This is a genomic window from Nonomuraea sp. CA-143628 (genome assembly GCF_050942315.1).
GTDB lineage: Bacteria > Actinomycetota > Actinomycetes > Streptosporangiales > Streptosporangiaceae > Nonomuraea.
In genome coordinates this window covers 2602709-2627244 of sequence record NZ_CP192072.1, presented here as the reverse complement: position 1 = coordinate 2627244, position 24536 = coordinate 2602709, and the positions used below count along the sequence as shown (strand labels likewise).

Genomic DNA, 24536 nt, shown 5'->3' with positions numbered 1-24536 from the left:
AACTTTCAGCAGGGTCGGCGTCAGAAGTGTCCCAGCACTCACACCTCGGCCAGGACCAGGGTGAAGTCCCCGGCCGGGTCCGTGTAGCGACGGCGCACCTTGAAGCCCGCCCCCACGAGCTCCGCCCAAAGCCCCTCCGGCCGGAACTTCGCGCTGATCTCCGTCCGTATCTCCTCCCCCTCCGCGAAGTCGGTGACCAGTCCCAGCCCGCCGACCCGCACCCGCATGTCGCGGCTCGCCCTCAGCCGCATCTCGATCCACTCCTGCCGCTCGTCGTACAGCGCCACGTGCTCGAACGCCTCCGGGTCGAAGTCCGCCTCCAGCTCCCGGTTGATCACCCGCAGCACGTTCCGGTTGAAGGCGGCCGTCACCCCGGCCGGGTCGTCGTAGGCCGCCACCAGTCGCTCGGTGTCCTTGACCAGGTCCGCCCCCAGCAGGAACGTGTCCCCGGGCTGGAGCGTGGCCCGCAGGTCCTTCATGAACAGCTCGCGGGCGGCCGGTTCGAGGTTGCCGATCGTGCCGCCGAGGAAGGCCACCATCCGCCTTCCGGTACGCGGCAGCAGCGCCAGATGGCGCTCGAAGTCGGCGCACACCGCCTTCACCCGCAGCCCGGGGAAGCGCCCGGCCAGCCGGTGCGCCGCCTCCGTGAGGGTGACCGCGTCCACGTCCACCGGCGTATAGACGCGCGCGGCGAGCGCCTCCAGCAGCAGGACGGTCTTCTCGCTGGTGCCCGAGCCCAGCTCGACCAGCGTGTCTGCGCCGCTGGCGGCGGCCAGGTCCGCAGCCCGCGCACGCAGGATGGCCAGCTCGCGCCGGGTCGGGTAATACTCGGGCAACCGGGTGATGCGGGAGAACAACTCGCTGCCCGCGGCGTCGTAGAACCACTTGGGCGGCAGCCACTTGGGCACGGCTGTCAGCCCGGCCCTGACATCATGTTCGAGCGCCTGGCGCAGATAGTCGCGGTCAAGATAGTTGATCACCTGCACGGTCGACTGGCTGACAGGCACGATGCCTCCTGAAGTGGATTACAACGGCTGGACGCGTACGTCGTCGCGGGTGACGGTGAGCAGGCTGCGCTCGGGTACGACCTGCCATCCGGGCAGATCGTCGAGCGGCTCGCTGGCCACCAGCACGCCGTCGTGGAGTCGGTGATGGAAGAGGGTGTCGCCCCAGACGGTCGCGGCGATCGACGCGCCGTCGCAGGCGAGCAGGTTCAGGCGAGCGCCGGGGTCCTTCTCCCCGGCGCGAACGACCACCTCGCTGAGCGCCTCGCCCAGGCCCAGCCCGGTGTGCCCGCGCTGGAACACCGCGGCGGCGACCCAGGCCGCGTCGCACGTGCTTTCGGCACTGTCGGCCAGGTCCCTGACCGCGTCCCGCTCGACGCGCCCGTTGTGGCTGAGCAGCCACCGCCCGTCGGTGAACGGCGCGGTGGCGCTCTCCTCGATCGGCATGCCGACGGTGGCCGAGCGTACGGCCGCCAGCAGGCAGGTCGAGCGGGCGATCCGGGCGAGTCCGGGCAGGTTGGCGTCCGCCCACATGGGCACGGAACGGCGATACCGCACAGAGCGCCCCGATTCATACCAGCCCATGCCGTAGCCGTCGGCGTTGATCGTGCCGTACCGCTGCCGCCGCGGCGCGTACGACTGCTTCAACAGGCCGTGTTCCGGCTCGTGAATGAGCGAGGCGAGCGAGCGGGCGGCGCCCAGCCAGGCCACGTGCCTGCACACGTCAGACCAGCTCCGAACGGGCGCAGCGAAAGCCGCTGAAGATCTGCCGACGGATCGGGTAGTCCCAGTTCCTGAACGTGGTCCGCACCGCCGCCGGATCGGCCGCCCAGGAGCCGCCGCGCAGCACCCGGTACTCCTCGCCGAAGAACACCTCGCTGTACTCCTTGTACGGGAAGCTGCGGAAGCCGGGGTAGGGCTGGAACCAGGAGGCGGTCCATTCCCAGACGTCTCCCACCATCTGCTCGGCCCCGTAGGGGCTGGCCGCGGCCGGGTAGGCGCCCAACTGCGCGGGATGGGCGGCACGATGCCCGAGGTTCGCCCGCTCGGCGCCTGGGACGTCCGTACCCCAGGGATACCGGCGCGCCTTCCCTGACCGGGCGTCCCAGCCGCAGGCCTTCTCCCATTCGGCCTCGGTGGGCAGCCGCTTGCCCGCCCAGCGGGCGTAGGCGTCGGCCTCGTACCAGGACACGTGCTGGACCGGCTCGTCCATCGGGACCGGCTCGGTACGGCCGAAACGGGTACGCCACCAGGCACCCCCGTCCCTGACCCAGAACAGCGGGGCGAAGACGCCGCTCCGCTGCCGCCACTGCCAGCCCTCCGCCGACCACCAGCGCGAGTCGTCGTAGCCGCCGTCCTCGATGAACGCCGCGTAGGCGCGATTGCCGACAGGCAGCCGGTCGATCCAGTACGCGGGCAGGTCCACCCGGTGCGCCGGCCGCTCGTTGTCGTAGGCCCAGGGCAGCGTGTCGGTGCCCATGAGGAAGGAGCCCGCGGGCACGAAGACCTCTTCCGGACCCTCGCTCCGCCCTGGCGGAAGCTCACCGTCGCGCACCAGCCCGGGTTGCCCGGACAGCTGCAGGGTGGCGAGCATGGTCTCGTCGTGCTGATGCTCGTGCTGGATCACCAGGCCGAACACGAAACCGTCGCGGTGCAGCGGCGCGGGCCCGTCCAGGTCGATCTTGTCGAGAACGTCGAGCACCCGCCCGCGCACGCCCTCGATGTAGCGGCGGGCCTCGGCCGGACCCAGGAAGGGCAGGCTGGGGCGATCCTTGCGCGGTGTCTTGAACGCGTCGTAGATGTCGTCGATCTCGGGCCGGAGCGGGTCGATGCCCCCGGCCTCACGCAGCACCCAGAGCTCCTCGTAGTTGCCCACGTGCGCCAGGTCCCAGACCAGCGGCGACATCAGCGGGGAGTGCTGGCGTACCAGCAGGTCGTCCTCCGCCGCCGTGTAGGTGAGTGACCGGTCGCGCACCGCGATGAGTTCGGCCGCGATACGTTCTTTGATGTCGTTCATTCCCATCCTTCGTCGCTCGGCCAGTTCGGGAGATCCAGCAGGTAGGAGGCCGGTGAGCGGCCCGTGCTCACATGCCGGTCGGCGAACGCGGCCACCTCGCCGACCAGGCCGGGACCCGCGCCGCTGCGCGGCAGCGCCTCCAGCGCGGCGCGGAAGCACTCCTCGGCGGCCCGGCGCAGGCGCGGGTCGGCCAGCCCGCACCGCGCCGCCACCCCCCAGAGCCGCCGGTACGGCTCCACGGCGGCCATCGCGGTGTCGGCAGCACGGTCGTCGGTGATGAGTGCATGGGTCACGGCCACACAGATCGGCCAGATCGCCGGGTGCTGGGCGTCGAGGTAGCGGATCTCCAGCCACCCCCGGGGCCGCACCGGCGGAAACAGCGTCGTGGCGTGGTAGGCCAGGTCCTCGGCGGTGGGCCGCCGCCGGCCGTCGGCGTTCAGCCAGTCGCGGAAGCTGGAGCCGTCACGGACGGTGCGATAGCTCTGCTCGTCCTCCCGCACCAGCATGAGCCGGGCATCCAGCAGGTACTCGGCCCAGTCCGCGGCGGGATCGTCCGAGGCGGGCACGGGCGAAGTTCTGGTGCGGTCGAGGTGATCCCAGACGGCCTGGCGGCCCGACATCCAGCCGCACGGCCGGCCATCGCGCAGCGGCGAGTTGGCGAAGGCCGCCATCAGCACGGGGCCGAGCGCGTGCGCCCGTTCCCAGCGCGCCACCGGCCGCTCGCCCAGGTCCAGGTTGACCTGGATCGACGCGGTCGAGCACATCATGAGCTGTCCGTACGGCACGCCGAGGAACTCGGCCATCGCGTCGTACCGGGGCAGACGCAGCTGGCGCCGGGCCGGCCGTACCGGATCGAGACCGACGCCGGCCAGCACCAGCCCGGACCCCCGCAAGGCGGCGCGTACGGCGGCCACGTCGGCGGCCAGGCGGGCCAGCGACTCCGGCAGCGGGCCTGCCGGTCCGGACAGTTCGAGCTGTCCGCCTGGTTCGAAGGTCAACCGGCTGCCACCGGGCAGCTCGGGCATGGCCCGCTCGGTCCTGGCCAGCGGGACATGCCTCGTCGCCGACGCACGGTCGAAGATCAGGAATTCCAGCTCCACGCCCACCAGGTCCGCGGCGGCGGGACAAAAGCAGCGACGCGCGAAGTCCACCACCTCCGAGGCGTCCTGCAACGGCGGACTCTCGGCTGTAAGCCCGATCATCGTTTCCCCTTCGCGTGGCGCATGGGTCTCTGATGGTCCAGCGGTCCACCGCAGGCAACGGTGGCCCCATCTACAGACCCACGAGCCGCGCGAGCGTTACACGCGAATTTCGGGATAAGGGATTTCGGGTAATGGGATGAGCGGTCACATGGGAGGCTCGCGCCTCATGACCGCCGGCGCTCGCGGAACGCGGACATGAGCCGATCACGCACGTCGGCGGGGAGTTTCTCCGGGGGCGGGTCGCCCAGGGCGACGATGGTCGCGCGGAACTGTTCTAAGTAGCGGCCGCACCCCTCGCAGCCGGCCAGGTGGGCGCGCACGCCCTCGCGCTCGGGCGGATCAAGGGCGTCGTCAAGATAGGCGGTGAGAAGTTCCACCAGCTCGCCGCATGTGAAGCGCTTCACGACGTTGACCGCCCTCGTCTGCTGAATGAACCGTTTCACCTATTGTGCCGCCGCACGGACCGGACCGCCGCACGGAGCGGAAGAGGTCAGTCCGGCTGTTTCACGAACTCGAAGTAGTCCGCCAGCCACCCGCGCACCGCGACGCGGGCGCGATGCAGCAGGACCCGCTGGTTGGCGGCGGAGATCTTCAGGATCTCGCACACCTCGTCAGAGGTGCAGCCCTCCACGTCCCGCAGGGTGATCACGGTCCGCTGCCGGGGCGGCAGCCTGGCCAGGACCTCGCCGATCAGACCGCGCACCTCCGAGGCCAGCACCTCCTTCTCGGGCGTCGGCCATGCCGCGGGCGGATCCCGCCAACCGCCAGGCGGCACCGGGTCGATGCTCTGGCCCGCGATCGCGCCGCCGTCGTCCTTGACGGCGCTCCACGGCAGCGTGCGCCTCTCGCGTACACCGCGCTTCTTCGCCGCGTTGACCAGGATGCGGAAGACCCACGTCTTGACCGACGAACGGCCTTCGAAGTCGTCGATCCCGCCTATCACCGCCAGCCAGGTGTCCTGGACGACCTCTTCCGCGGCGTGGTCGGTGGGCACGTACGACCTGGCCACCCGGAGCATGCCCCGGGACCAGGTGTCGAGCAGCGCCGCGAACATCGCCTCATCGCCCGCGCGCAGGGCCGGAACGATGACGTCATCCGAAGGCAACTCTCCGCCCGCGAAAGACCCCACGATCGCTTCCCTCCGGTCAGACGTCGGGACATCAATGACATCCAGGTCGAACCGACCCCGGCCTTTACCAGGCTAATCTCCCCCACCGACGTCCACGCGCCCGGGATACCGGGTCACCCCCGTGCGTATGCTCGAAGAAGCGAGTCCCCGGCGAATCGGTGAGGAGCGTCCCATGAGTCGGTCGGAAAGGCTGCTCTACGCGGCGAACGGGGTTGACCTTCGCGTCGTGGACCTCGAACTGACCGGCGGCGGGCACGTGGAGCAACCCTTCGTCCGTACGCCGAAGGCCGCCGGAGCGGTGGTCTTTCACGCCGGGCGCGCTCTGCTGCTGTGGCGGCACCGCCCGGTCACCGACACATGGGGATGGGAGATCCCACTCGGCGAGATCGGCCCGGACGAGGACCCGGAGCGGGCCGCGGCCCGTCTCGTGGAGGAGCAGACCGGCTGGCGGCCCGGTCCCCTGATGCCGCTGATCCGGATCCGCACCGCCGAGGACGTCGCCGACAGCGACCACGTGATCTTCGTCGCCTACCAGGCCAGCCCCATCGCCGCACCGAACGGCGACCCCGCCCACGAACGAGAGCGGGCCGAATGGCTGCCGGTGCTGGGCATCCAGCGGCTGATCAGCGAGCAGGCCATCACGTCCGCGACCACGGCGGCGGCCCTGCTGCACCTCCTGGCCGACCTCCTGCAGGCCCGCGCGGCACATTGACGCCGCCGGTTCCTGGTGTCAGTCGCGACCGGGCTCCAGGCGATAGATCGCGTTCAGCAGGGGCCAGGTAGCGGCGGCCATCTCGGCCGGGGGCCGCGCAGCGCTGGAGGGGATGCGGTCGTCAGGCGGGTCGATCACGCCGCTGACGCCGTGTTCGCGGGTAGAGACGGCGGTGCGGATTCGGCGGTCCGCACCACCGCGAGGTAGTCGACGATCTCCTGTGCGTCCTTGGTGCGGGCGGCGATGTGCCCGTCGGGGCGGATGAGGACAAGAGTGCCGGGCTGGGCGCGGTAGAGGCGGTAGGCCTCGGCGTCGGTACGGCGGTGCAGCATCTGCGTGCGCACGCCTGCGATCGTCGGCGCCTGGTCGCCGAAGCTGAGGAGCGTCCAGTGAGTGCCGCGCAGGAGGTCGAAGAGGCGAACGCTGCCGCGGGCGTCGGGTGCCCGGTCGCCCGCACTGGGGCCGCGCCGAGCATGGGACGCGTCGCCGTACGAGATGGAGAGCTGGCTCGTCTTGTCGAGCAGGCGGCGGGTGATGGCGGGGATCTTCAGAAGCGGGAAGACCAGGTGGTCGCGCAGCAGGCGGCGAACGCCGGTCAACGCGAAGACCGTCTCGAAGCCGCGCGAGCTACCCGCCAGGACGGCCGCGGCGACGGGGCGACGCTCGAGCTCGTAGGTGTCCAGCAGGGTGTCGGCGGCGCCGTCGAGGATGGCGGCGAGCTTCCAGCCGAGGTTGTAGGCGTCGCCGATGCCGGTGTTCATGCCCTGGCCGCCGGCCGGAGAGTGCACGTGGGCGGCATCTCCGGCCAGGAAGACGCGGCCGTGGCGGTAGTGCTCGACCATGCGGGCGTTGAAGCGGTAGCGCGAGAGCCAGGTGGCACCGGTCAGCGTCACGTCGGTGCGGCCAGAGCGCTGGGCGAACAGCTCGCGGAAGATCTCCAGGGAAGGCTCGGGCACGGTCGGGTCGGGGATCACGTTGGCCTGGTACTGCCAGGCGCCGTCGGCGTGCGGCAGTGGCGAGAGAGCGAGGTAGCTGCCACCCTCACCGAACCAGGCGTAGGAGGCGTCGTCGGCCAGCCCTTCCACGATGACGTCGCCGACCAGGAAGTACTGGTCGTCATGGGTACGGCCGGCCATGCCCGCACCCAGCAGTTTGCGCACGGTGCTGTGACCGCCGTCGGCGCCCACCAGGTAGCGGGCCCGCACCCGCTCGCCGCCGCGCAGCGTCGCGGTGACGCCGTCGTTGTCCTGCTCCAGGTCGACCAGCTCGGTCGCGAAGTCGACCGAGCCGCCCAGCTCGGCGTGGCGCTCGCGCAGGACGCGCTCGACCCGCCATTCGGGCAGCAGGACCAGGTCGGGGTACGGCACGCCAGGCCGGGCGCCGGTTCCGGTGGCGGTGGCCAGCTCGGTCATCAGTTGCCCGTCCTGGTACAGGCGCAGGTCCAAACCGACCCTGCCGGTGGCCAGGATCTCGTCGATCACGCCCAGGTCATCGAGGATCTCGAGGCTGCGCGGCTGCAGCCCCTTGCCGCGCGACCCGATCTGCGGCCCCTCGGCCGCCTCGATCACCCGGTGCGCGATCCCGCGCCGGGCCAGCTCCACCGCCAGGGTCAGCCCGGTCGGTCCGGCTCCTACTACGAGTACGTCGATCATGGCCATCTCCTTGAATCACTACGTTGTAGTAGTTAGTTGTAGTACTACGATGTAGTAGTGTCAAGGGCATGCCGAAGAAGACGGACCGACGCACGTTGATCGCCGACACCGCGATCGAGCTCATCGACCGGATCGGGCTGGCCTCGGTCACTCACCGGGGCATCGACCAAGCCGCGGACCTGCCCACCGGCACCACGTCGAACTACTTCCGCACCCGGTCGGCCCTGTTCGAGGCGATCGTGCGCCGATTGCTCGAGCTCCAACTAGCCGCGCTGGACGCCGAACCCGGTGACCTGCTGGATTACCTGACCCGTCTGGCGGAGGCCGGTGACGGCCCGGCCCGCAACCGCTACCTGGCCAGGGTCGAGCTCTCCCTGGAGGCGGCCCGCAACCCCGAACTGGCCGCCCTCATGCGGGAACTGCGCGCGACCTCGCTCCAGCAGGTCGCCGTCCGGGTCCGGGCCTCCCATCCGGAGGCGACCGACGAGCAGATCGACGCGATCGGCACGGTGCTCACCGGGATCTCGCTGGACCGGATCGCGCTCGGCGTGCCCGCCATGCCCACCAAGGACTTCCTGGCCGCCGCCACCCAAGGCTTCCTCGGCTAGCTTCGTACGCGAGCTCCCGCACGACACAGCTGGGCGGGAGCCACGTGGTCAACCCCAGCGGCGGCCTTCTGTCCAAAGGGGCACCTGATCGGCGCGCCGTGGCCGTCCCGGTGAGTTCCGGGGCCGGTGACCGCCGGCCCCGGAGCCCCTCCCGCCGATCGTGATCGCTTCGCGGAAGAACCCCGCAGGCTCAGACGACTGGGAGCCTTCATGCCTGGACGAGGGTGACGGCGTGACCGCGCGGGCTGGTGACCTGTTCGATGGCGGTGCGCTCCAGGAGGGGTGGGGCGGTGGGCCGGCGGTCGAAGACGATGAGGGTGCCGTGGCTCAGGTCGAGGTGATCGAGGTAACCGTCGAGCTGGTGCAGGCCGTCTTCGACGGGGTCGGGCTGTCTGGGGCGATGGACTTTGAGTTCGATGGCCTCCCACTGCCAGGCGCGCTTGCCGTCGGCGTCTTTGTAGGGCCATTGGACGCAGATGTCCATGCGACCACGGCCCAGGGCGTACTCACGGTCGATCACGCTGCCGCCGTTGACCACCCGGTGCAGCCAAGCCATGAAGATCAGGTGGCAGGCGGCCTCGTGATAGGTCTCGCGGCTCTGCAGGATCTCGCCGTTGCGCCGCCAGAAGGTGAGGAACTTCTGCAGGATCGCGGGCATGTCGAGCCGCCCGTCCTGGGTGAGGAAGGCTGAGCGGTCGAGCTGGATCTCAGCCTCGACGTCCTGGCTGAGGACGCGCAGGATGACTTCCTGATAAATCGGGTTGGCGACCTGGACCGGCGGTTTCTGCGTGATGAGGCCGAGATCGCGGGCGTAGGCGAGGTCATCGTCATAGACGTTCTCCCGCACTGCGCCGGTCAGCAGTGGCTCGATGATGCGCTGGACGCGGTCCTCACGCAGCTTGGCGGCCAGGGAGTCCAGGTGGACGGCGCGGGCGACGATGAGCCGCTCGACCGCCTGGTTCATGTGCTCGTCGGTGATCGGCTCGCTTTCCGGTATGCGCATCTCGCGGATGATCTCGCGCGCGAGGGCGTTGACCAGCCACGGCTGCCCCTGGCTGGCATGGAAGGCGCGCTGGATCGCGTGCGCGGTGAATTCCTGGCCGGTGGCGTCGGTGTGCTGGCCGTACAGCTCGGCCACCTGCTCGAAGGTGAAGTCCGCCAGCCGCATCGATTCGGCGAGGATGTTGAACGGCGAGGGGCCGACCAGCCTTGACGGGTCGCCGCCCGAAGCCGCCCTGTAGTCGCGCACGTCACGCATCCCGCACAGCGCCACGCTCTGCGGGAACGGCACTGGGAAGCTGTTGTACCCCTGGCGCAGCTGCCGGAGAACGCTGATCAACTCATCGCCATGGATCGAGTCGATCTCGTCCAGGAGCAGCACGATGGGGCGCGGGCAGCGGCGAGCCCATGCGGAGAGCCCTCTGAGCAGCCGGGTCGCTCCAGGAGCCTCCGGCCATGGCTCCGGCGGCAGACAATCCTCCGGAAGCCCCGATGCCTGGGCCATGGCCGCGATCTCGGAGAGAATCCGCACCTCCGCCGGGGCGGCCTGATCGGCCCGGGTGGAGGCACTCTCACAGGAGATGTACACCGCCGCGTACTCGCCCTCGTCCCGCAATTCGGCGGCCAGGGCCAGGAGCGAGGTCGTCTTGCCGCTCTGCCGTGGCCCGCGGATGACGAAGTATTTCTCCTCGTCGATCAGCTCCCTCGCCTCGGGGATCCGTGGAATCGGGGGCAGCATGAAGTGCTTGCCCGGTCGACACGGACCCGTCGTGTTGAAGGTCTTCACTCTCTGTACAGTAATAGTTACCTATCTGTCGCGCGCTTCGATCGGCGATCCAGGACGCGGACCCCTGGCTTTGGGCATGGGGGTAAGCCGATCGTCAGTGGTCACTGGGCTGAGAAACTGTCGTCGACCCCCGACAAACTGTTGTCCATGGCACGCGGTCTGGGTTTGAAGAAGGTGCGCGAGTTGCTCGGCCTCGCCGTCTGGGAAGTCGAGCTCGCGGTCGAGACCAGCCTGCTCCGCCGCCTGCCGGACCGCACATTCGACCCTGTCTCGGTCAATGCGGCGAAGGCGGACACCGAGCGCTTCCAACGCCTGCTCGCCGCCGAACATCGCTGCAACGCCACCCAGGCGGCCATCAGGCTGGGCATCTCCCCTCAACGTTTCAAATGCCTGGCCGACCGTCTAACGCCTGTCGCCGTTGATGAGATCCGGAAGTACGGCCGGACACTCACCATCCGCTACTACCGCGCCGCCGACGTCGACGCACTCGCCGACCTCGCCCGGGCCGACACCGAACTGCGCGCCGCGGCCCGGACCCTTTCGCGGTCCGAAGCAGCGCGCAAGGCAGCCGCGACCCGCAAGCTCAACAGGGAGAGGGCAGTTGCAGCACGTGCCCTGCTGCAAGCTGCCATGCCCGGTCACGACGGGGATCCGATCCAGGTGCTCGTCTGGGCGGCCGCGCTCATGGAGGCCTCCGGCACCAGACCGGGTCCGCTTCGTCGCCTCGCCTATCTTCATGACCCTCGTATCACCGAACTCCTCGCGACGCTGCGCACGGCCCGGCTGTCCCACCCTGAACTCGATACCATGCTCGGCTCGCTTCTCCCCCGCGCAAGCGAGGTGGTCACCCTGCTGACAGCGCCAACGGATGCCCTCGGCGTGCCTGTTGATGCGTTCCCCGCCGATTTTCCGCGCCTTGGCGACCACCTGTTCGCTCCGGCCCTGCGTGAGCTGCTTGCCTCACCACCTGCCTGGTTCCTGCACGCCCGAGCCGATGAGGAGCTACGCCGAGCCGCCCAAGCAGCGGCAAGCCGTGCCGCGGTCGAGGAGCACCGGCGCCACCGCGCCGAGCAGGCAGCCGTCGACGCGGCCATCCGCGCGGCCACTCGGCTCTCCGACGCGTCGGTGGCCGAGCTGTTCAGCCTGCCGGTTGATGTGATCCGGCGACTGCGTCCCGGTAGCGGCCGCTGGTCGGCTCAGTATGTGGCAGGTCTGCTGCGAAAGCCGCCGCCCTGGCTCCGGTCGGAGAGCGCGGCCCTCGCCGAAGTCGAGCGCCGCCACCGCAAGGCTCAAACCCGCGTGGAACGCGGGGCACAACGACGGCTCTCCTGGCGTCGGCATTGGGCGGAGGCGCTGGGAATACCGCTCGAAAGGGTTCCGGAGTCCGCTGGACGGCCGACCCTGAAAGCGATCTCGGCCGCGCGGGACCGGCCACCTCCCTGGGCACGGCCAGGCCGGTCGGTAGACAACGACATCCCGGCTCAAGATAGCTGAGCCGGGATGTCGATGTGCGCCGCCAGGGACTCGAACCCCGAACCCGATGGTCAAGAGACCGCTCCACACACGATCAACCCCTGTCGACACGTCGTCGGCGATGCGATCATGGACGGGGCGGACGTGGTCGGCGAATCATGATCCCGACGTGTCGTCCCGGTGACGTGCCGCTCCATGGAACTCGTGCACGACCTCGATCGGCCCAATGATGTGAGCATTGAAGTCGTCCAGCTCCTCGGCCGGAACCCACAGCTCCAGGATTGTTCGGCCACCGGCCTGCTGAACCGGATAACGCGACAGGAAGTCCGATTCGACCTCGAAGCGCGTGACGAATCCGACGCCGTCGTGCTTGACGTTCCAGTCACGAGCAATCTTGATCGCGTAGTCCTCGTTGAGGACCGGATAGAAGATCGGCTGCTCGGGCAGTCGCGGCGGCCAGGCACGCCAGTTCAGAGCTCGAACGAGCTCCAGTTCCTTCGGGCCGGTTGGACGCCAGAGTGTTGTCGTCACGCTGTCACCGGTCACGAATTCCGCCCCTTTTCACTGAAATACCCGCAGAGATCGCCGGTCTGGACGGTGGACGATACCGGGCCTCTTCGGGCCCGGCCAACCAGGTTTCAGTGAAGCAGGGGTCGGGCCGCGTCCAGACTGGTTCGGTTCAGGCGACAGCTCGTCGGACTCGGTAAGCGCCCCCGTCCTCTACCGCCGGTATGCGGTGACGCCGACCGGCACCCGGCTGTCCACGGCACGTATGACCGGTTCGGCGCCCTCGGGCCCGGACCCTCCGTACAGTTCGATCAGTTGCAGCTCGCTCGCCATCTTCCCGGCCACCTCGCCGGCCACGGTCTCGTCGGGGACCGCGACGAAAGTCGTCCTGCCGCCGTCACCCTTCTCGTGCACCACCACGTCGACCGCCGGATCGGCACCTTCGTGCACGATGACGAACGCCTCCGACAGCGTCTCCCCCGCCGCGAAACGCGCCTTGTACGAGGCCACGTCCGTCAGCCAACCACCCGCCCCAGAGCTACCAAGACGCTCCCGGCGGCCCCGCCAGGGATCGCCGGGAGCGAACGCACCGCTACGGCGCGGTGATCCGGTACGCGCGGATCACGCTCTGCTCCACCTTGTTGCCGTGAACGTCGGCCGAGCTGGCCCGAAGCGACACGAACCCGCTGCGCGGGGGGTGGTCCAGGACGACCTTGGACCCGGTGACCTTCGCCCGGCTCCAGGTCGCGCCGTCGTCATAGGACACCTCCACGACCACCTCACGCGCCGGGCCCGCCGCGCTCCCGGCCAGCCGCTGCACGGTGAACGGCACCACGAAGCGCCGCCCGGCCGGAGCGGAGTTCCGCGCGTCGAGGTCCGGGGTGAACCGCACCACGGACAGCGGCAGCCGGGTCGGCGAGTTCGTGCTCTCCGACCGGAACGTCCACGTCGCCGAGCTGCTCGTGGACAACACCGCGGACTCTCCCCGCTCCGCGCGGGCGACCAGCCGGTACGTCCCCCCGCCCGGCGGCACGGTGAACCGCGCGAACAGCAAGTCGCTCTCGCCGACGAGCTCGCCATCGCGGTACAGGGATACGTGCCTGGTGGCCGGCCCGGAATCCCCGATCGACCCGCGCCCGTCGCCGAACATCGGCAGATCCACCGCGATCACGTCGCCGGTGCGGCTCGCGGGCTCGCGGGGTTGGTCACCTGACGGGAGTGAGGGGCCGAACACGCCACGGTTCCACAACTCCGTAGTGACGCCGCCCGGCCGCAACCGCACGGGAGCGGACGAGAACGCGGTGGTCTGGCCGTCGGCCCCCGACTCGATCATGGTGGCCTGCCAGCGGATGCCGCCGTCGGTGTTGACGTACTCGGTCGACGTCGACGGCGGGGTGAGCTCGTTCAGGCTGGCATGCGTCAGCATGACGCCCTGGCTCGGCTCGGCCTGACGGCCCACCAGCACTTGGGCACCCGGCAGATGCTCCGCGACGTCGACACGTACGCGCGACAGATGCTTGGGATCCACCGCCCGGTCATAGCCGGTGATCATGCGGTCCCGCTCGAACCAGGCGAGCTGGTAACTGTCCTGACCCGCCTGGTAGTGCGCGCTCACCCGGGTGAGCATGCCGTCTTCTGTCTGCTCGGGGCCGAGTTGCGCGGTGAACGCCCTGGCGAAGCTGCTGGGGTACCAGCCCCTGACGTTCAACCGGCCGGGCGTCCTGAACGAGTACGCGACGCTGCCCTCCTTCAGCTCCGCGCCGGGCGTGGGCGGGCGGATCGACGTGGGCCGGCCCAGCCGGGCGTCCGCCTCGACGGTCCACGCCCTGTCCAGGCGCAGGCGTGGCTGCACCAGCAGCGCCACGCCGTCCTCGCTCAGAATGGTGGTGTCCACCAGGTACTCGCCCCTGGGCAGGCGGAAGGTCATCGAGCTCTCGGTCGGCCAGAACACCTGGGGCGACGGTCCCTCGGCGTCCAGCCGCCAGATCACCATCTGGTAGTTGGCCGTCGGCTTGCCCGCCCGGTCGGTCTGGTTGACGGTCAGATCGTAGCTCTCGATCTCCTTCTCCACCGCGGCGGGCGTGCTCACCACGACGCCGCCCGGTCCCTTGGCCTCGACGAAAGCGCCGAGGAAGCCGTCGGACTCGCCGGTGCGCGTGTCCGCCGTCACCGTCGCCTCGGCCTGTCCGCCCGCGGGCACCGTCAGCGTGGCCGGGCTCACGGAGAAGGTCGTGCCCGAGGTGACGCCGAGGTCGAGGGTGACCGGCGTATCACCGTAGTTGTGGTAGGTGAGCTTCCTGGTGAGCACCTCGTCGTCGGCGTGTGGCCAGCGCTGCAGGCCGAACCCCAGGCCGGGTGGGTCCGCGGTCACCGCCTGCGTGGCTCCCCGCTCGGCGTCCACGCGTCCCGCCCCCTGGGAGAACACCCCCGTCTGTGGCTGGGGCCTGGCCGAGCCCATGAGTGCGGCCTTCAGCTCCGCCGCCTTCCAGCTCGCGTGCGCTCCCGCCAGCAGCGCGGCCGTTCCCGCGACGTGCGGGGTCGCCATCGAGGTCCCCGACATGGTCACGTACGACCCGCTGCCCGGGCTGTCCTTGCTCCGCGCAGCGGTGATCCCCACGCCCGGCGCGGTGATCTCCGGCTTCAGCCCGGAGTCGCCCACGCGCGGGCCCTTGCTGGAGAAGTCCGCCAGCCGGTCCGTCTTGTCCACGGCCCCCACGGCCAGGGCGGCGTCCGCGCTGGAGGGGGAGTTGACCGAACGGTCGGCCCCGTCGTTGCCCGCCGCGATCACGAACAGCGTGCCGTGGCTCTCGCTCAGTCGCTGAACGGCCTCCTCAAGCGGATCGAGACCGGGCTCGTCCGTGCCGCCCAGGCTCAGGTTGACCACCCGGGCGCCCTGGTCGGCGGCCCACTGCATCCCGGCCAGAATGGCGGAGAAGCTGCAGTAAACCGGTTCGCACACCTTGCCGTCCAGCAGTTGGGCGTCCGGCGCCACCCCACGATACTTGCCACCGGAGGACGCTCCGCTGCCCGCGATGGTGGACGCAACGTGTGTGCCGTGCCCGACCACATCCCGTTCGTCGGGCGTCTCGGTGAAGTCCGCCCGCGCGACCACTTTCCCGGCCAGGTCCGGATGGGCACTGTCGATGCCGGTGTCCAGCACCGCCACCTTGACTCCCGCGCCGGTCAGCCCCTTCGCCCAGGCCGCGGGAGCGCCGATCTGCTTGACGCTGGTGTCCAGGGACAGCTTGACACGCGCGTCGAGCCATATCTTGCCCCTGACGTTCCGCAGGTCCTGCCAGAACCGGACGGCCTGTGCCCTGTCCTGTCGCACGGCGAAGCCGCCGACCGCGGCCAGCGCCCGCTGCCCCACCCCGCCACGCAACGATCTGGGCGCGGGCGCGCCGGTGACGACGAGCGGCAGGTCCTGACGCCGGTCGTCGTAACCGGACTCGGCCAGCGCGCTCACCTCGAACAGGCGCGGATCCAGGCGCCCCTGCCGCAGAGGCTCGATCGCGTCACCCGGCACGACCCGCAACCGCCCGCCGCTGCCGAAGGTGTGGAAGTCGATACCCTTCCTTCCCTCACCCGGCGTGATCAGGGGACTTCCGTCCGGTGCGAGGACCACGCGGTCGCCGGTGATCAGGGTGACACTGCGGGCGTTCCCCGCTACCCCGGCGCTCGCGTGGGCGGCGGGTAATACGATGATGGACGCGGCGACCAGCAGGAACGCACCCGCCGCTCGCGTCGTCGTCTTTCGCACTCCGTCTTCTCCCTTTTCGACATCCATTGGCGATGATCACTCGCTACTACCAGACGCTTGGGACGTCGTTCCGGGTTGTACGGCGCCAGTGATTTCCAGGTGACGGCGATGGGGCCGGCAACGCGCCGGCAGCGGCGACTGGATGACCTACGCCAACGGCGCGCCTCGGTCTATCCAGAGACAGGCGGAGGTTCTCCAAGAACCGAGAAACCCCAGCTCAGCGCACTGAGCTGGGGTTTCTGTGCGGTGCGCCGCCAGGGACTCGAAAGCGTACGCGCCCATCCGGCGGTCTATGCGAGGCGTCTGACCTCATCGGCGAAGCCGGGCGCTCCGGCTCGTTCGATCGCGGTCATCAGTCCCCACAGGGTTCGGGGATCACGCTTGTACGCGGCGGCTTGGTCGTGCAGGGTCCGCATCACGGTCCGGGGTGCGGCGTCCAGCATCCCGAGCAGGAAGGTGTCCGGAGTGAGCATGTCCACGTCGTATGGCTCGCGGGAGCGGGTCGGGAAGTCTTTGATGTTGAAGGTCACCAGCGCGTCCGCGCTCGCGCAGACTGCGGCGGCCAGGATGTGCCGGTCCTTATCGTCGCACGTCATGGTGGCGACGAGCCATGGGAGGCTCCGCCTGTTGGGATCTGGGCCTATCGGGTACGGCGCGGGGTGTCGGTCGCCTCGTACAGGTCGGCGTCTTCGGAGAGTTCGACCAGCCGGTCCAGAGAGGCTCGCCGGTCGTGGCGTCGGCGTTCCTGGTAGGCGAGCACGTCGCGGAGCAGGATGCGGCGGTGTCGTCCGGGCTGCTGGTAGGGGATCTCACCGCGGTCCAGCAGCCGCACCACAGTCGGCCGACTGATTCCGAGCAGGTCAGCAGCCTCCTGCGTGGTCAAGGTCTGGTGCTGGGGTGCGATGGTTACCGCTTGGCCTGCGGCCATGGCCAGTACCACCAGCCGTACCACGTCGACGACTTCTTCGGGCAGCACGATCCGTTCCCCGGCCGGGCTCACCAGCTCCACCCGTCCGCCGGACGGCTGCCGCACCGCGTCGGCCAGGTGATCCAACGGCACCTGCGGCGGCAGGACCGTCCGTTCGGCCAGTTCCGCTGTCATGGCAGACCTCCGTTCCTCACCATCACCCTAGCAAGAAAACGAACAAAACGAACGCCGAGAGTGGCCCTGGCCATCTCCATGCCCACGGGAGCAACTCGGCGCCGCCGGAGCCACTCGAAAACCGAGAAACCCCAGCTCGGCGTGCCGAGCTGGGGTTTCTGTGCGGTGCGCCGTCAGGGACTCGAACCCCGGACCCGCTGATTAAGAGTCAGCTGCTCTAACCAACTGAGCTAACGGCGCTTGCAGAGAGGAATATACCGGCACTCCGCATCTTGGTCGAATCGGTATCGCTTGCCCGCCAGCCGCTAGAATAAAGTTCGGCAAGCAGACAGGAGCATCGATGTTCGACTCGCCCGCCGACGTGACCGAGCGGCTCGCCGCCGTTGACTATCTCTCCGACGACGCCATCTCCACCTCGGTGTTCCTCGCCGCCGCCCTCGGCAAGCCGCTGCTGGTCGAGGGCCCCGCGGGGGTGGGCAAGACGCAGCTGGCCAAGGCCGTGGCGCTGGCGACCGGCGCCCAGCTGGTCAGGTTGCAGTGCTACGAGGGGCTCGACGAGGCCAGGGCCCTGTACGAGTGGAACTACAAGAAGCAACTCCTGCGCATCCAGGCCACCAGCACCGACGACGACATCTTCAACGAGGAGTTCCTGCTGGAGCGGCCGCTGCTCAAGGCGATCAGGGCCGGGGTGCCGACCGTGCTGCTCATCGACGAGACGGACAAGGCGGATGTGGAGGTCGAGGGGCTGTTGCTGGAGCTCCTGTCGGACTTCCAGGTGACGATCCCCGAGCTGGGCACGATCAGCGCGGTCCGCAAGCCGTACGTCGTGCTGACCTCGAACGCGACCCGCGAGCTGTCCGAGGCGCTCAAGCGGCGCTGCCTCTATCTGCACATCGAATACCCAACGCCCGAGCGCGAGCGCGACATCGTGCTCAGCCAGGTGCCGACGATCCGCGCGGACCTGGCCGAGCAGCTGGCCAGGACGGTCGCCACGCTGCGGGCCATGGAGCTGAAGAAGGCGCCGTCGGTGGCGGAGACGGTCGACTGGGCCAATACGCTGCTCGCGCTCGGACGCGACGAGCTGGACGAGCCGACGGTGGCGGGCACGCTGGGCGTGGTGCTCAAGCACGCCTCCGACCATGCTCGCGCGGTCAAGGAGCTCGGGCTGCCCTCATGAGTGACACCTCGCTGGTCGACAGGCATGTCGGGTTCGTGCACGCGCTGCGCGAGGCGGGGCTGCCCGTGTCGCTGGCCGAAGGGCTCGACGCGGCGCGGGCGCTGCGGGTGATCGATCTGACCGAGCGCGAGTCGCTGCGCGCCGCCTACGCGGCGACGCTGGTCAAGAAGCCGGGGTACCGCCCCGGGTTCGACATGCTGTTCGATCTGTGGTTCCCGTCCTCGACGACCGGCCTTTACCAAGTAAGCACGATAAATGAGGACACGGCCGAGGTCAGCGACCTGCGCGAGCACCTGGCCCGGCTGCTCACCGGCAGCGGTGAGGCCGAGATGCGGGAGTTCGCCAGGGCCATGGTCGGCCGCTTCGGCCGCCAGCCGGCGGGTCCTGGCCGCCAGAACTGGTTCTCCTACAGCGTCCTGCGCGCCCTGTCCCCCGAGACGCTGATGGCGCGGATCCTCCAGGAGGTCCTCGCGGGCCAGGAACGCGGCGGCCTGGCCGAGAGGAATGCCCGCAGGCGGGTGACCGACGGCATCAAGCGCTTCGAGGAGGCGGTCGCCACCGACGTGCGGCGCCGGATCGCCGAGGACTCCGGCGTCGAACGCATCGCCCGCTCGGCCGTACGCCCCCCGCTCGACCAGCTCGACTTCCTGCGCATCACCAAGGCGGACCTGGCCAGGCTGCGGCGCGAGGTCTACCCGCTGGCCCGGCGCCTGGCGGCCAGGCTGACGATCAAGCACAGGAAGGGCCGGCGCGGGCGGCTCGACTTCCGCCGCACCATGCGGGCCTCGCTGCAGAGCGGCGGCGTGCCGCTGACCACCCATTTCAAGCCGCCCCGGCCGCACAAGCCCGAGCTGGTGATCCTCTGTGACACCAGTGACTCGGTCTCGTCGTTCGCGCACTTCACGCTGTTGCTCACGTACGCGCTGAGGGAGCAGTTCACCAAGGTACGGGCGTTCGGGTTCGTGGACACGGTCGACGAGATCACCCGCTTCTTCGTCCCCGGCGCGGACGTGGTGGAGGCGATGACCCGGCTGGCCAACGAGGCGGACATGGTGCGCTTCGGGCGGACCAACTACGGCCACTCCTTCGAGCGCTTCGCCGAGCGCTACGGCGACGCGATCAGCCCCAAGACCTCGCTGCTGATCCTGGGCGACGCCCGCTCCAACTACCAGCCGGCCGCCGTCGACACCCTGCGCGCCCTGGCCGCGAAGGCCCGTCACGCCTACTGGCTCAACCCGGAGCCCCGGCAGCAGTGGGACACGGGCGACTCCATCGCCACCGACTACGACGCGGTCGTGCCCATGTACGAGTGCCGCAACGTCGCCCAGCTCAGCGCCTTCATCCAGGACCTGGCCTAGACCCGCGCGCAAGCCGAAAACCTCAGGCGCGCTGGAGCTCCCGGGCGGCGGTGCGGGTGAGCAGCTCGATCTGCTGCTCGTCGAGCACCTCGCCGGCGGTCGCCTTGACGCGCCGGGCCGCCAGGCTCGGCTTGAGCAGCGTGAGGCCCTCCGCCGTGACCTGGCCGCCGCGCGGCAGCAGGCCGCAGTGCACGGCGAGCAGCGGCGTGATCGTCACCGGGATGCCGGTCTCGCGGGTCAGCAGCTCGGCGAAGGCGTTGGAGGTCTCGACGAGAGACTTGGCGACCTTGGTGCCGTACTTCTCGCCGAAGAACAGCCGCCCGTTGTAGGTGGCGATCTCGGTGTCGGGGCTCCAGGACTCGTTGTCGATGGCCCACAGGCCGCCGGGGCCGATCACGAGGTGGTCGATGGAGGCCTGATCCCTGATGGCCCGGCCGTCCAGGACGCTGTAGCCGAGCTTGCCGAGCGAGCGGCGGAGCATCCGGCCGGTGATCACCTCACCGCGCCTTCGGCCGCGCCAGACCGCGGTCGCGTGGAAGGAGCGCCAGGCGATGAACCAGTCGACGCCGGCCACGATGCCCGCGAGGGCGACGCCGTAGAAGGCGGTGAGCGCCAGGTCGAACCGGATCGCCAGGCCGATGCCGGCCACGAAGCCCACGCCCGCCTTGATCATCCTTGATCGCTTGCGGTTGTTGGCGTCCTCCCGCCAGAACTTCTCGTAGTACCACTGAGGCGAGGCCCCAGTGAACTTCTCGTCCTGCTGCACGTAGATCGAGCCACCAGGCACGGCAAACTCCCCCAATGAGTCGCTGAACCATCAGGATCTGCCACGCCGAAGATCCCTCGCTGAGTCAATTAATACCCCACCTGACCCCAACGGAAGCAAGGGGACCCTAAGGTGACGGAAATAGCACCTGAGGGAAGTCCATCAACCGACCAGTCGGTATGCTGTGACGCGTGAAGGAAGAACCGGTACGCAGGAGGCTGCTGAGCGAGGCGACCCGGCTGTTCGCGGAGCGGGGCTTCGAGGGCGCGTCCGTGCAGGAGATCGTCGTGGCCGCGGGCGTCACCAAGGGCGCTATGTACCACTATTTCGACTCCAAAGATGATCTGCTGCACGAGATCTACGCGCGCGTGCTGCGCATGCAGATGGAGCGCCTGACCCACATCGCCGACGGCCCCGGGACGGTCGCCGAGCGGCTGCACGCGGCGGCGGCCGACGTCATCGAGACCACCACCGCGAACCTCGACGACTCCAAGATCTTCTTCCGCTCGATGCACCTGCTGGCGCCCGAGACGCGCAAGACCGTACGCGCCGAGCGCCGCCGCTACCACGAGCGCTTCCGCGATCTGGTGATCGAGGGCCAGCGCGAGGGGCTGTTCAGCGAACGCGTCCCGGCCGAGTTGGTCGTCGACTACTTCTTCGGCTCGGTGCACCACCTGGGCAGCTGGTTCCACACGGACGGACCGCTCACCGGCGCCCAGGTGGGCAAGCACTTCGCCGACCTACTGCTGACGTCGCTCGGGGCCGAGCCCGTCGACGAGTGACGTCGGCGCCGGCACGTCGGCCAGTGATGCCAGCGCCTCCCGGTGGTCGCCGGGCGTGCCGAGCGCCGTCTCTGTGGCCTTGGCACGCTTGAGGTAGAGGTGCAGGGGATGCTCCCAGGTCATCCCGATCCCGCCGTGCAGTTGCAGGGCCTCCTCAGCCGCGTGTACGGCCACACCCGCGTTCCAGGCCTGGGCCACGGCGACCGTCACGGCCGAGTCGTCACCGGCGGCGGCACGGGCGGCGGCCCGCGCCCTGACCACGTCGAGCCAGAGATCGGCCAGCCGATGCTTGATCGCCTGGAAGGAGCCGACCGGGCGGGCGAACTGGTGGCGCTCCTTGACGTAGGCGAGCGTGGTGTCCAGGCACCACTCCGCCACACCAAGCTGCTCGGAGGCGAGCAGCCCGGCACCGGACCGCAGCACCTCGGCCAGATCACACGGGCCCAGCGACCGCGCGGGCGCCGCCGAGAAGGTGACCGTCGCGACCGGCCGGGTCAGGTCCAGCGACGGTACGACCCGGACGACGGCGTCAGCGGCCTCGACCGCGTACAGCTCGCCGCCGACCGGCACCAGCAGCACGTCGGCCACCTCCGCCCCCGCGACCGAGGACACGGTCCCGGACAGCGTCCCGCCGTCCAGGCTCACCGACGAGCCCCGCCCCGGCCGGTACGGCGAGGCGGCGAACGACACCACCAGGGCCGCGGTCGTCCGCCCCTCCGCCAGCCCGCCCAGCAGGTCGGCCGAGCCCGTCGCCAGCAGCGCCCGGGTGGCCAGCACGGCGCTGGTGAAGAACGGCACCGGCGCGACGCCCCGGCCGAGCTCCTCCAGCACGACAGCGGCCTCACGGGCCGACGCGCCCGCCCCGCCGTACTCCTCGGGAATGAGCAGCCCCGCCACCCCGATCTCCCCGGCGAGCGTCTTCCACAGGTCGAGGTCGTAGGGATCGGACTCCACCCGCTTGAGCACCGCGGCCGGCGGACAGCGGTCGGCGAGCACCCCGCGCACGGCGGCGCGCAGCTCCTCCTCGACCTCCGAGTACAGCAGGGTCATCGTGGCAGGTCCTTCCAAGGGACGTCCTTGTCGACGCGGGGTTCTGAGGGCAGGCCGAGCACCCGTTCGGAGATGATGTTGCGCAGGATCTCCGAGGTGCCGCCCTCGATCGAATTGCCCTTGGCGCGCAGGTAGCGGTAGCCGGCGCCGCGCCCGTAGAAGTCGAGGTCTTCTGATCGGCGGAAGGTCCAGTCGTCGTAGCCGAGGTCGCGCCTGAGCTCGATGTCGAGGCCCGACAGCTCCTGGTTCAGCTTGGCGAACGACAGCTTCATGCCGGATCCTTCGGGACCGGGGTGGCCGGCGACGAGCTGTTCGCGCAGGCGTACTCCGGACAGGCGAGTCACCTCCGCCTCGACCCACAGTGACAGCAGCCGCTGGTGCAGGTCATGGGTGCGCAGCTCGGGGTGTTCGCGCCAGGTGTCGAGCACCGGCCCGATCATGCCGCCGCCGCGCCGTACGGGGGCGCCGCCGATCGCGACGCGCTCGTTCATCAGCGTGGTCTGGGCGACCCGCCAGCCGTCGCCGACCTCACCGAGCCGCAGGTCGTCGGAGAGCCGCACGCCGGTCAGGAAGACCTCGTTGAACTCGGCCTCCCCCGTGATCTGCCGCAGCGGGCGCACCTCTACGCCCGGCGCGTGCATGTCGCAGATGAAGTACGTCATGCCGCGGTGCTTGGGCACGTCCGGGTCGGTACGGGTGACGAGGATCGCCCACCGGGCGTGGTGCGCGCCGGAGGTCCAGACCTTCTGGCCGTCGACGACCCATTCATCGCCGTCCCTGACCGCCCTCGTGCCCAGCGTCGCCAGGTCGGACCCCGCGCCCGGCTCGCTGAAGAGCTGGCACCAGATCTCCTCGCCCGTCCACAGCGGCCGCAGGAAGCGACGCCGCTGCTCGTCGGTGCCGAACGCCAGGACCGTCGGCGCCGCCATGCCCAGACCGATGCCCTGCACACCGGTGTTGAGCTGCGGCGTGCCGGCGAGCTCCCGCTCGACGACCTGCTGCAGGTCCCGCGACACGCCCAGGCCGCCGAGCCCTTCGGGGAACCAGACCCACGCCAGCCCGGCGTCGAACCTGGCCCGCAGGAACTCCAGCCGATTCTTTGGATCATTGGCGCTGACGAGCGCGTCGACGCGCTCCTTGATCTCCGCCTCGTTCACATATACCTCTTCAGTTCGCGGTAGGCGAGTGAGCGCTTGTGCACCTCGTCGGGGCCGTCGGCCAGGCGCAGCGACCTGGCTCCCGCCCAGAGCCCCGCCAGGGGGAAGTCCTGCGAGACGCCGCCCGCGCCGTGCACCTGGATCGCCTTGTCCAGGATCCATTCCACGGCGATCGGGGTCGAGATCTTGATGGCCTGGATCTCGGTGTGGGCGCCCTGGTTGCCGACGGTGTCCATGAGCCAGGCCGTCTTGAGCACGAGCAGCCGCAGCTGCTCGATCCGGATGCGGGACTCGGCGATCCACTCCTGGATCACGCCCTGCTGGGCGACGGGCTTGCCGAACGTCGTACGCGCCAGCGCGCGGCGGCACATCAGCTCGACGGCGCGCTCGGCCATGCCGATCAGCCGCATGCAGTGGTGGATGCGGCCCGGCCCGAGCCTGGCCTGGGCGATCGCGAAGCCGCCGCCCTCCTCGCCGATCAGGTTGTCGACCGGCACCCGTACGTCCTCGAACACGATCTCGGCGTGGCCGCCGTGGTCGGCGTCGCTGTAGCCGAACACGTGCATGCCGCGCTTGATCCGCATCCCGGGCGTGTCACGCGGCACCAGGACCATGCTCTGCTGGCGGTGCTTGGGCGCGTCGGGGTTGGTCTTGCCCATGAGGATGAAGATCTTGCAGTCGGGGTTCATCGCGCCGGAGATGAACCACTTGCGGCCGTTGATGACGTACTCGTTGCCGTCGCGGGCGATGGAGGTGGCGATGTTCGTGGCGTCGGAGGAGGCCACGTCGGGCTCGGTCATCGCGAACGCCGAGCGGATCTGCCCGTCGAGCAGCGGTCGCAGCCACTCCTTGCGCTGCCACTCGTTGCCGAACATGGAGAGGACCTCCATGTTGCCGGTGTCGGGCGCGGCGCAGTTGGTGGCGACCGGGGCGAGGTTGGGGCTGCGGCCCATGATCTCGGCCAGCGGCGCGTACTGCAGGTTCGTCAGCCCCGCGCCGTGCTCTCCCGGCAGGAACAGGTTCCACAGGCCGCGCTTCCTGGCCTCGTCCTTGAGGTCGGCGACGAGCGGCGGGGAGCTCCATCCGCTGGTCGCGGCCTGCTCCTCGAAGGCGGCTTCGGCTGGATAGACGCATTCGTCCATGAAGAGCAGCAGGCGCTCACGCAGGTCCTCGGTGACACTGTCGAAGGCGAAGTCCATACCCCGGAGCCTACCGACCGGCCGGTATGAGTGTCGACAGGTGGTCGCCGAGAAACCGGCTCAGGTGGCCGTAAAGGCGAAACGGATCTTCTTTT

At 69.7% G+C, this 24536-nt stretch carries 23 protein-coding genes and 1 tRNA gene; 6 read left to right on the top strand and 18 right to left on the bottom strand.

All coding sequences use genetic code 11. From position 1 onward, the window contains the following. Window positions 1-38: 38 nt before the first annotated feature. The 6 genes from egtD to ACQP2T_RS12315 all read right to left on the bottom strand — a co-directional run bounded on the left by egtD (window position 39) and on the right by ACQP2T_RS12315 (window position 5352). Window positions 39-1007 carry an L-histidine N(alpha)-methyltransferase gene (egtD, locus tag ACQP2T_RS12340; RefSeq protein WP_433516272.1) on the bottom strand — a complete coding sequence of 323 codons (969 nt, stop codon included), beginning with the start codon at window positions 1005-1007 and terminating at the stop codon, window positions 39-41. A gap of 18 nt (window positions 1008-1025) precedes the next feature. Then, entirely contained in the window at window positions 1026-1727 is a 702-nt protein-coding gene (gene egtC / locus ACQP2T_RS12335; protein ID WP_433516271.1) for an ergothioneine biosynthesis protein EgtC, read from the bottom strand. Window position 1728: 1 nt separating this feature from the next. Then, on the bottom strand, window positions 1729-3021 hold the full coding sequence (egtB, locus tag ACQP2T_RS12330; RefSeq protein WP_433516270.1) for an ergothioneine biosynthesis protein EgtB: 1293 nt from the start codon (window positions 3019-3021) through the stop codon (window positions 1729-1731). Further along, complete coding sequence (gene egtA / locus ACQP2T_RS12325) at window positions 3018-4223, bottom strand: ergothioneine biosynthesis glutamate--cysteine ligase EgtA (protein WP_433516269.1); 1206 nt, start codon at window positions 4221-4223, stop codon at window positions 3018-3020. The genes egtB and egtA overlap by 4 nt, the downstream gene beginning before the upstream one ends. A gap of 164 nt (window positions 4224-4387) precedes the next feature. Continuing rightward, entirely contained in the window at window positions 4388-4627 is a 240-nt protein-coding gene (locus tag ACQP2T_RS12320) for an anti-sigma factor family protein (protein ID WP_433516268.1), read from the bottom strand. 86 nt (window positions 4628-4713) lie between these two features. Then, entirely contained in the window at window positions 4714-5352 is a 639-nt protein-coding gene (locus tag ACQP2T_RS12315; RefSeq protein ID WP_433516267.1) for an RNA polymerase sigma factor, read from the bottom strand. Window positions 5353-5524: 172 nt separating this feature from the next. On the opposite strand from ACQP2T_RS12315, the gene ACQP2T_RS12310 reads away from it, so the two are divergent. Continuing rightward, window positions 5525-6064: an NUDIX hydrolase gene (locus tag ACQP2T_RS12310; RefSeq protein WP_433516266.1), complete on the top strand. Its 540-nt coding sequence runs from the start codon at window positions 5525-5527 to the stop codon at window positions 6062-6064. Window positions 6065-6198: 134 nt separating this feature from the next. Here the strand turns inward: ACQP2T_RS12310 and ACQP2T_RS12305 are convergent, their stop codons facing one another. Next, window positions 6199-7716 carry an FAD-dependent monooxygenase gene (locus ACQP2T_RS12305; protein ID WP_433516265.1) on the bottom strand — a complete coding sequence of 506 codons (1518 nt, stop codon included), beginning with the start codon at window positions 7714-7716 and terminating at the stop codon, window positions 6199-6201. A 68-nt stretch (window positions 7717-7784) separates the two neighbouring features. Between ACQP2T_RS12305 and ACQP2T_RS12300 the strand changes: the two genes are divergently transcribed. Next, a complete protein-coding gene (locus tag ACQP2T_RS12300) occupies window positions 7785-8324 on the top strand; it encodes a TetR/AcrR family transcriptional regulator (RefSeq protein WP_433516264.1) in 540 nt (179 codons plus the stop codon). A 208-nt stretch (window positions 8325-8532) separates the two neighbouring features. Here ACQP2T_RS12300 and ACQP2T_RS12295 read toward each other — a convergent pair whose 3' ends face one another. Then, window positions 8533-10110: an ATP-binding protein gene (locus ACQP2T_RS12295; protein ID WP_433516263.1), complete on the bottom strand. Its 1578-nt coding sequence runs from the start codon at window positions 10108-10110 to the stop codon at window positions 8533-8535. 147 nt (window positions 10111-10257) lie between these two features. Between ACQP2T_RS12295 and ACQP2T_RS12290 the strand changes: the two genes are divergently transcribed. Then, window positions 10258-11604: a hypothetical protein gene (locus ACQP2T_RS12290; RefSeq protein ID WP_433516262.1), complete on the top strand. Its 1347-nt coding sequence runs from the start codon at window positions 10258-10260 to the stop codon at window positions 11602-11604. A 135-nt stretch (window positions 11605-11739) separates the two neighbouring features. Here the strand turns inward: ACQP2T_RS12290 and ACQP2T_RS12285 are convergent, their stop codons facing one another. The 6 genes from ACQP2T_RS12285 to ACQP2T_RS12260 all read right to left on the bottom strand — a co-directional run bounded on the left by ACQP2T_RS12285 (window position 11740) and on the right by ACQP2T_RS12260 (window position 17192). Then, window positions 11740-12129, bottom strand: a complete 390-nt coding sequence (locus ACQP2T_RS12285) for an ADP-ribosylation/crystallin J1 (RefSeq protein WP_433516261.1) — start codon at window positions 12127-12129, stop codon at window positions 11740-11742. 174 nt (window positions 12130-12303) lie between these two features. Next, window positions 12304-12600 (bottom strand): DUF6506 family protein, encoded by a 297-nt coding sequence (locus ACQP2T_RS12280; RefSeq protein ID WP_433516260.1) that lies wholly within the window; start codon window positions 12598-12600, stop codon window positions 12304-12306. A gap of 82 nt (window positions 12601-12682) precedes the next feature. Beyond that, window positions 12683-15850 (bottom strand): S8 family peptidase, encoded by a 3168-nt coding sequence (locus ACQP2T_RS12275; protein ID WP_433516259.1) that lies wholly within the window; start codon window positions 15848-15850, stop codon window positions 12683-12685. A gap of 290 nt (window positions 15851-16140) precedes the next feature. After that, window positions 16141-16446: a hypothetical protein gene (locus ACQP2T_RS12270; protein WP_433516258.1), complete on the bottom strand. Its 306-nt coding sequence runs from the start codon at window positions 16444-16446 to the stop codon at window positions 16141-16143. A 44-nt stretch (window positions 16447-16490) separates the two neighbouring features. After that, window positions 16491-16952 (bottom strand): helix-turn-helix domain-containing protein, encoded by a 462-nt coding sequence (locus tag ACQP2T_RS12265; RefSeq protein WP_433516257.1) that lies wholly within the window; start codon window positions 16950-16952, stop codon window positions 16491-16493. Window positions 16953-17118: 166 nt separating this feature from the next. Then, window positions 17119-17192, bottom strand: a tRNA-Lys gene (locus ACQP2T_RS12260). A gap of 100 nt (window positions 17193-17292) precedes the next feature. Here ACQP2T_RS12260 and ACQP2T_RS12255 point away from each other — a divergent pair. Beyond that, window positions 17293-18129 (top strand): AAA family ATPase, encoded by an 837-nt coding sequence (locus ACQP2T_RS12255; protein ID WP_433516256.1) that lies wholly within the window; start codon window positions 17293-17295, stop codon window positions 18127-18129. Beyond that, window positions 18126-19487: a vWA domain-containing protein gene (locus ACQP2T_RS12250; protein ID WP_433516255.1), complete on the top strand. Its 1362-nt coding sequence runs from the start codon at window positions 18126-18128 to the stop codon at window positions 19485-19487. The genes ACQP2T_RS12255 and ACQP2T_RS12250 overlap by 4 nt, the downstream gene beginning before the upstream one ends. 22 nt (window positions 19488-19509) lie before the next feature. On the opposite strand, the gene ACQP2T_RS12245 is transcribed toward ACQP2T_RS12250, so the two are convergent. Beyond that, on the bottom strand, window positions 19510-20274 hold the full coding sequence (locus tag ACQP2T_RS12245; RefSeq protein WP_433516254.1) for a nuclease-related domain-containing protein: 765 nt from the start codon (window positions 20272-20274) through the stop codon (window positions 19510-19512). Between the two features lie 170 nt (window positions 20275-20444). On the opposite strand from ACQP2T_RS12245, the gene ACQP2T_RS12240 reads away from it, so the two are divergent. Further along, a complete protein-coding gene (locus ACQP2T_RS12240) occupies window positions 20445-21035 on the top strand; it encodes a TetR/AcrR family transcriptional regulator (RefSeq protein WP_433516253.1) in 591 nt (196 codons plus the stop codon). On the opposite strand, the gene ACQP2T_RS12235 is transcribed toward ACQP2T_RS12240, so the two are convergent. From ACQP2T_RS12235 to ACQP2T_RS12225, 3 genes are read right to left on the bottom strand one after another with little or no spacing between them, the layout of a single operon-like run. Continuing rightward, window positions 20994-22085: an acyl-CoA dehydrogenase family protein gene (locus ACQP2T_RS12235; protein ID WP_433516252.1), complete on the bottom strand. Its 1092-nt coding sequence runs from the start codon at window positions 22083-22085 to the stop codon at window positions 20994-20996. The two genes, ACQP2T_RS12240 and ACQP2T_RS12235, sit on opposite strands and share 42 nt — an antisense overlap. Then, window positions 22082-23242 (bottom strand): acyl-CoA dehydrogenase family protein, encoded by a 1161-nt coding sequence (locus ACQP2T_RS12230; protein ID WP_433516251.1) that lies wholly within the window; start codon window positions 23240-23242, stop codon window positions 22082-22084. The genes ACQP2T_RS12235 and ACQP2T_RS12230 overlap by 4 nt, the downstream gene beginning before the upstream one ends. Further along, window positions 23239-24441, bottom strand: a complete 1203-nt coding sequence (locus ACQP2T_RS12225; RefSeq protein ID WP_433516250.1) for an acyl-CoA dehydrogenase family protein — start codon at window positions 24439-24441, stop codon at window positions 23239-23241. Before ACQP2T_RS12225 ends, ACQP2T_RS12230 begins: the two co-directional genes overlap by 4 nt. Between the last annotated feature and the right edge of the window lie 95 nt (window positions 24442-24536).

Coding starts and splice junctions, on each gene's coding strand:
- egtB (WP_433516270.1), bottom strand. CDS start 3,021: ATGAACGACATCAAAGAACGTATCGCGGCCGAACTCATCGCGGTGCGC.
- egtA (WP_433516269.1), bottom strand. CDS start 4,223: ATGATCGGGCTTACAGCCGAGAGTCCGCCGTTGCAGGACGCCTCGGAG.
- ACQP2T_RS12310 (WP_433516266.1), top strand. CDS start 5,525: ATGAGTCGGTCGGAAAGGCTGCTCTACGCGGCGAACGGGGTTGACCTT.
- ACQP2T_RS12305 (WP_433516265.1), bottom strand. CDS start 7,716: ATGATCGACGTACTCGTAGTAGGAGCCGGACCGACCGGGCTGACCCTG.
- ACQP2T_RS12300 (WP_433516264.1), top strand. CDS start 7,785: ATGCCGAAGAAGACGGACCGACGCACGTTGATCGCCGACACCGCGATC.
- ACQP2T_RS12290 (WP_433516262.1), top strand. CDS start 10,258: ATGGCACGCGGTCTGGGTTTGAAGAAGGTGCGCGAGTTGCTCGGCCTC.
- ACQP2T_RS12270 (WP_433516258.1), bottom strand. CDS start 16,446: ATGACGTGCGACGATAAGGACCGGCACATCCTGGCCGCCGCAGTCTGC.
- ACQP2T_RS12265 (WP_433516257.1), bottom strand. CDS start 16,952: ATGACAGCGGAACTGGCCGAACGGACGGTCCTGCCGCCGCAGGTGCCG.
- ACQP2T_RS12255 (WP_433516256.1), top strand. CDS start 17,293: ATGTTCGACTCGCCCGCCGACGTGACCGAGCGGCTCGCCGCCGTTGAC.
- ACQP2T_RS12250 (WP_433516255.1), top strand. CDS start 18,126: ATGAGTGACACCTCGCTGGTCGACAGGCATGTCGGGTTCGTGCACGCG.
- ACQP2T_RS12235 (WP_433516252.1), bottom strand. CDS start 22,085: ATGACCCTGCTGTACTCGGAGGTCGAGGAGGAGCTGCGCGCCGCCGTG.
- ACQP2T_RS12225 (WP_433516250.1), bottom strand. CDS start 24,441: ATGGACTTCGCCTTCGACAGTGTCACCGAGGACCTGCGTGAGCGCCTG.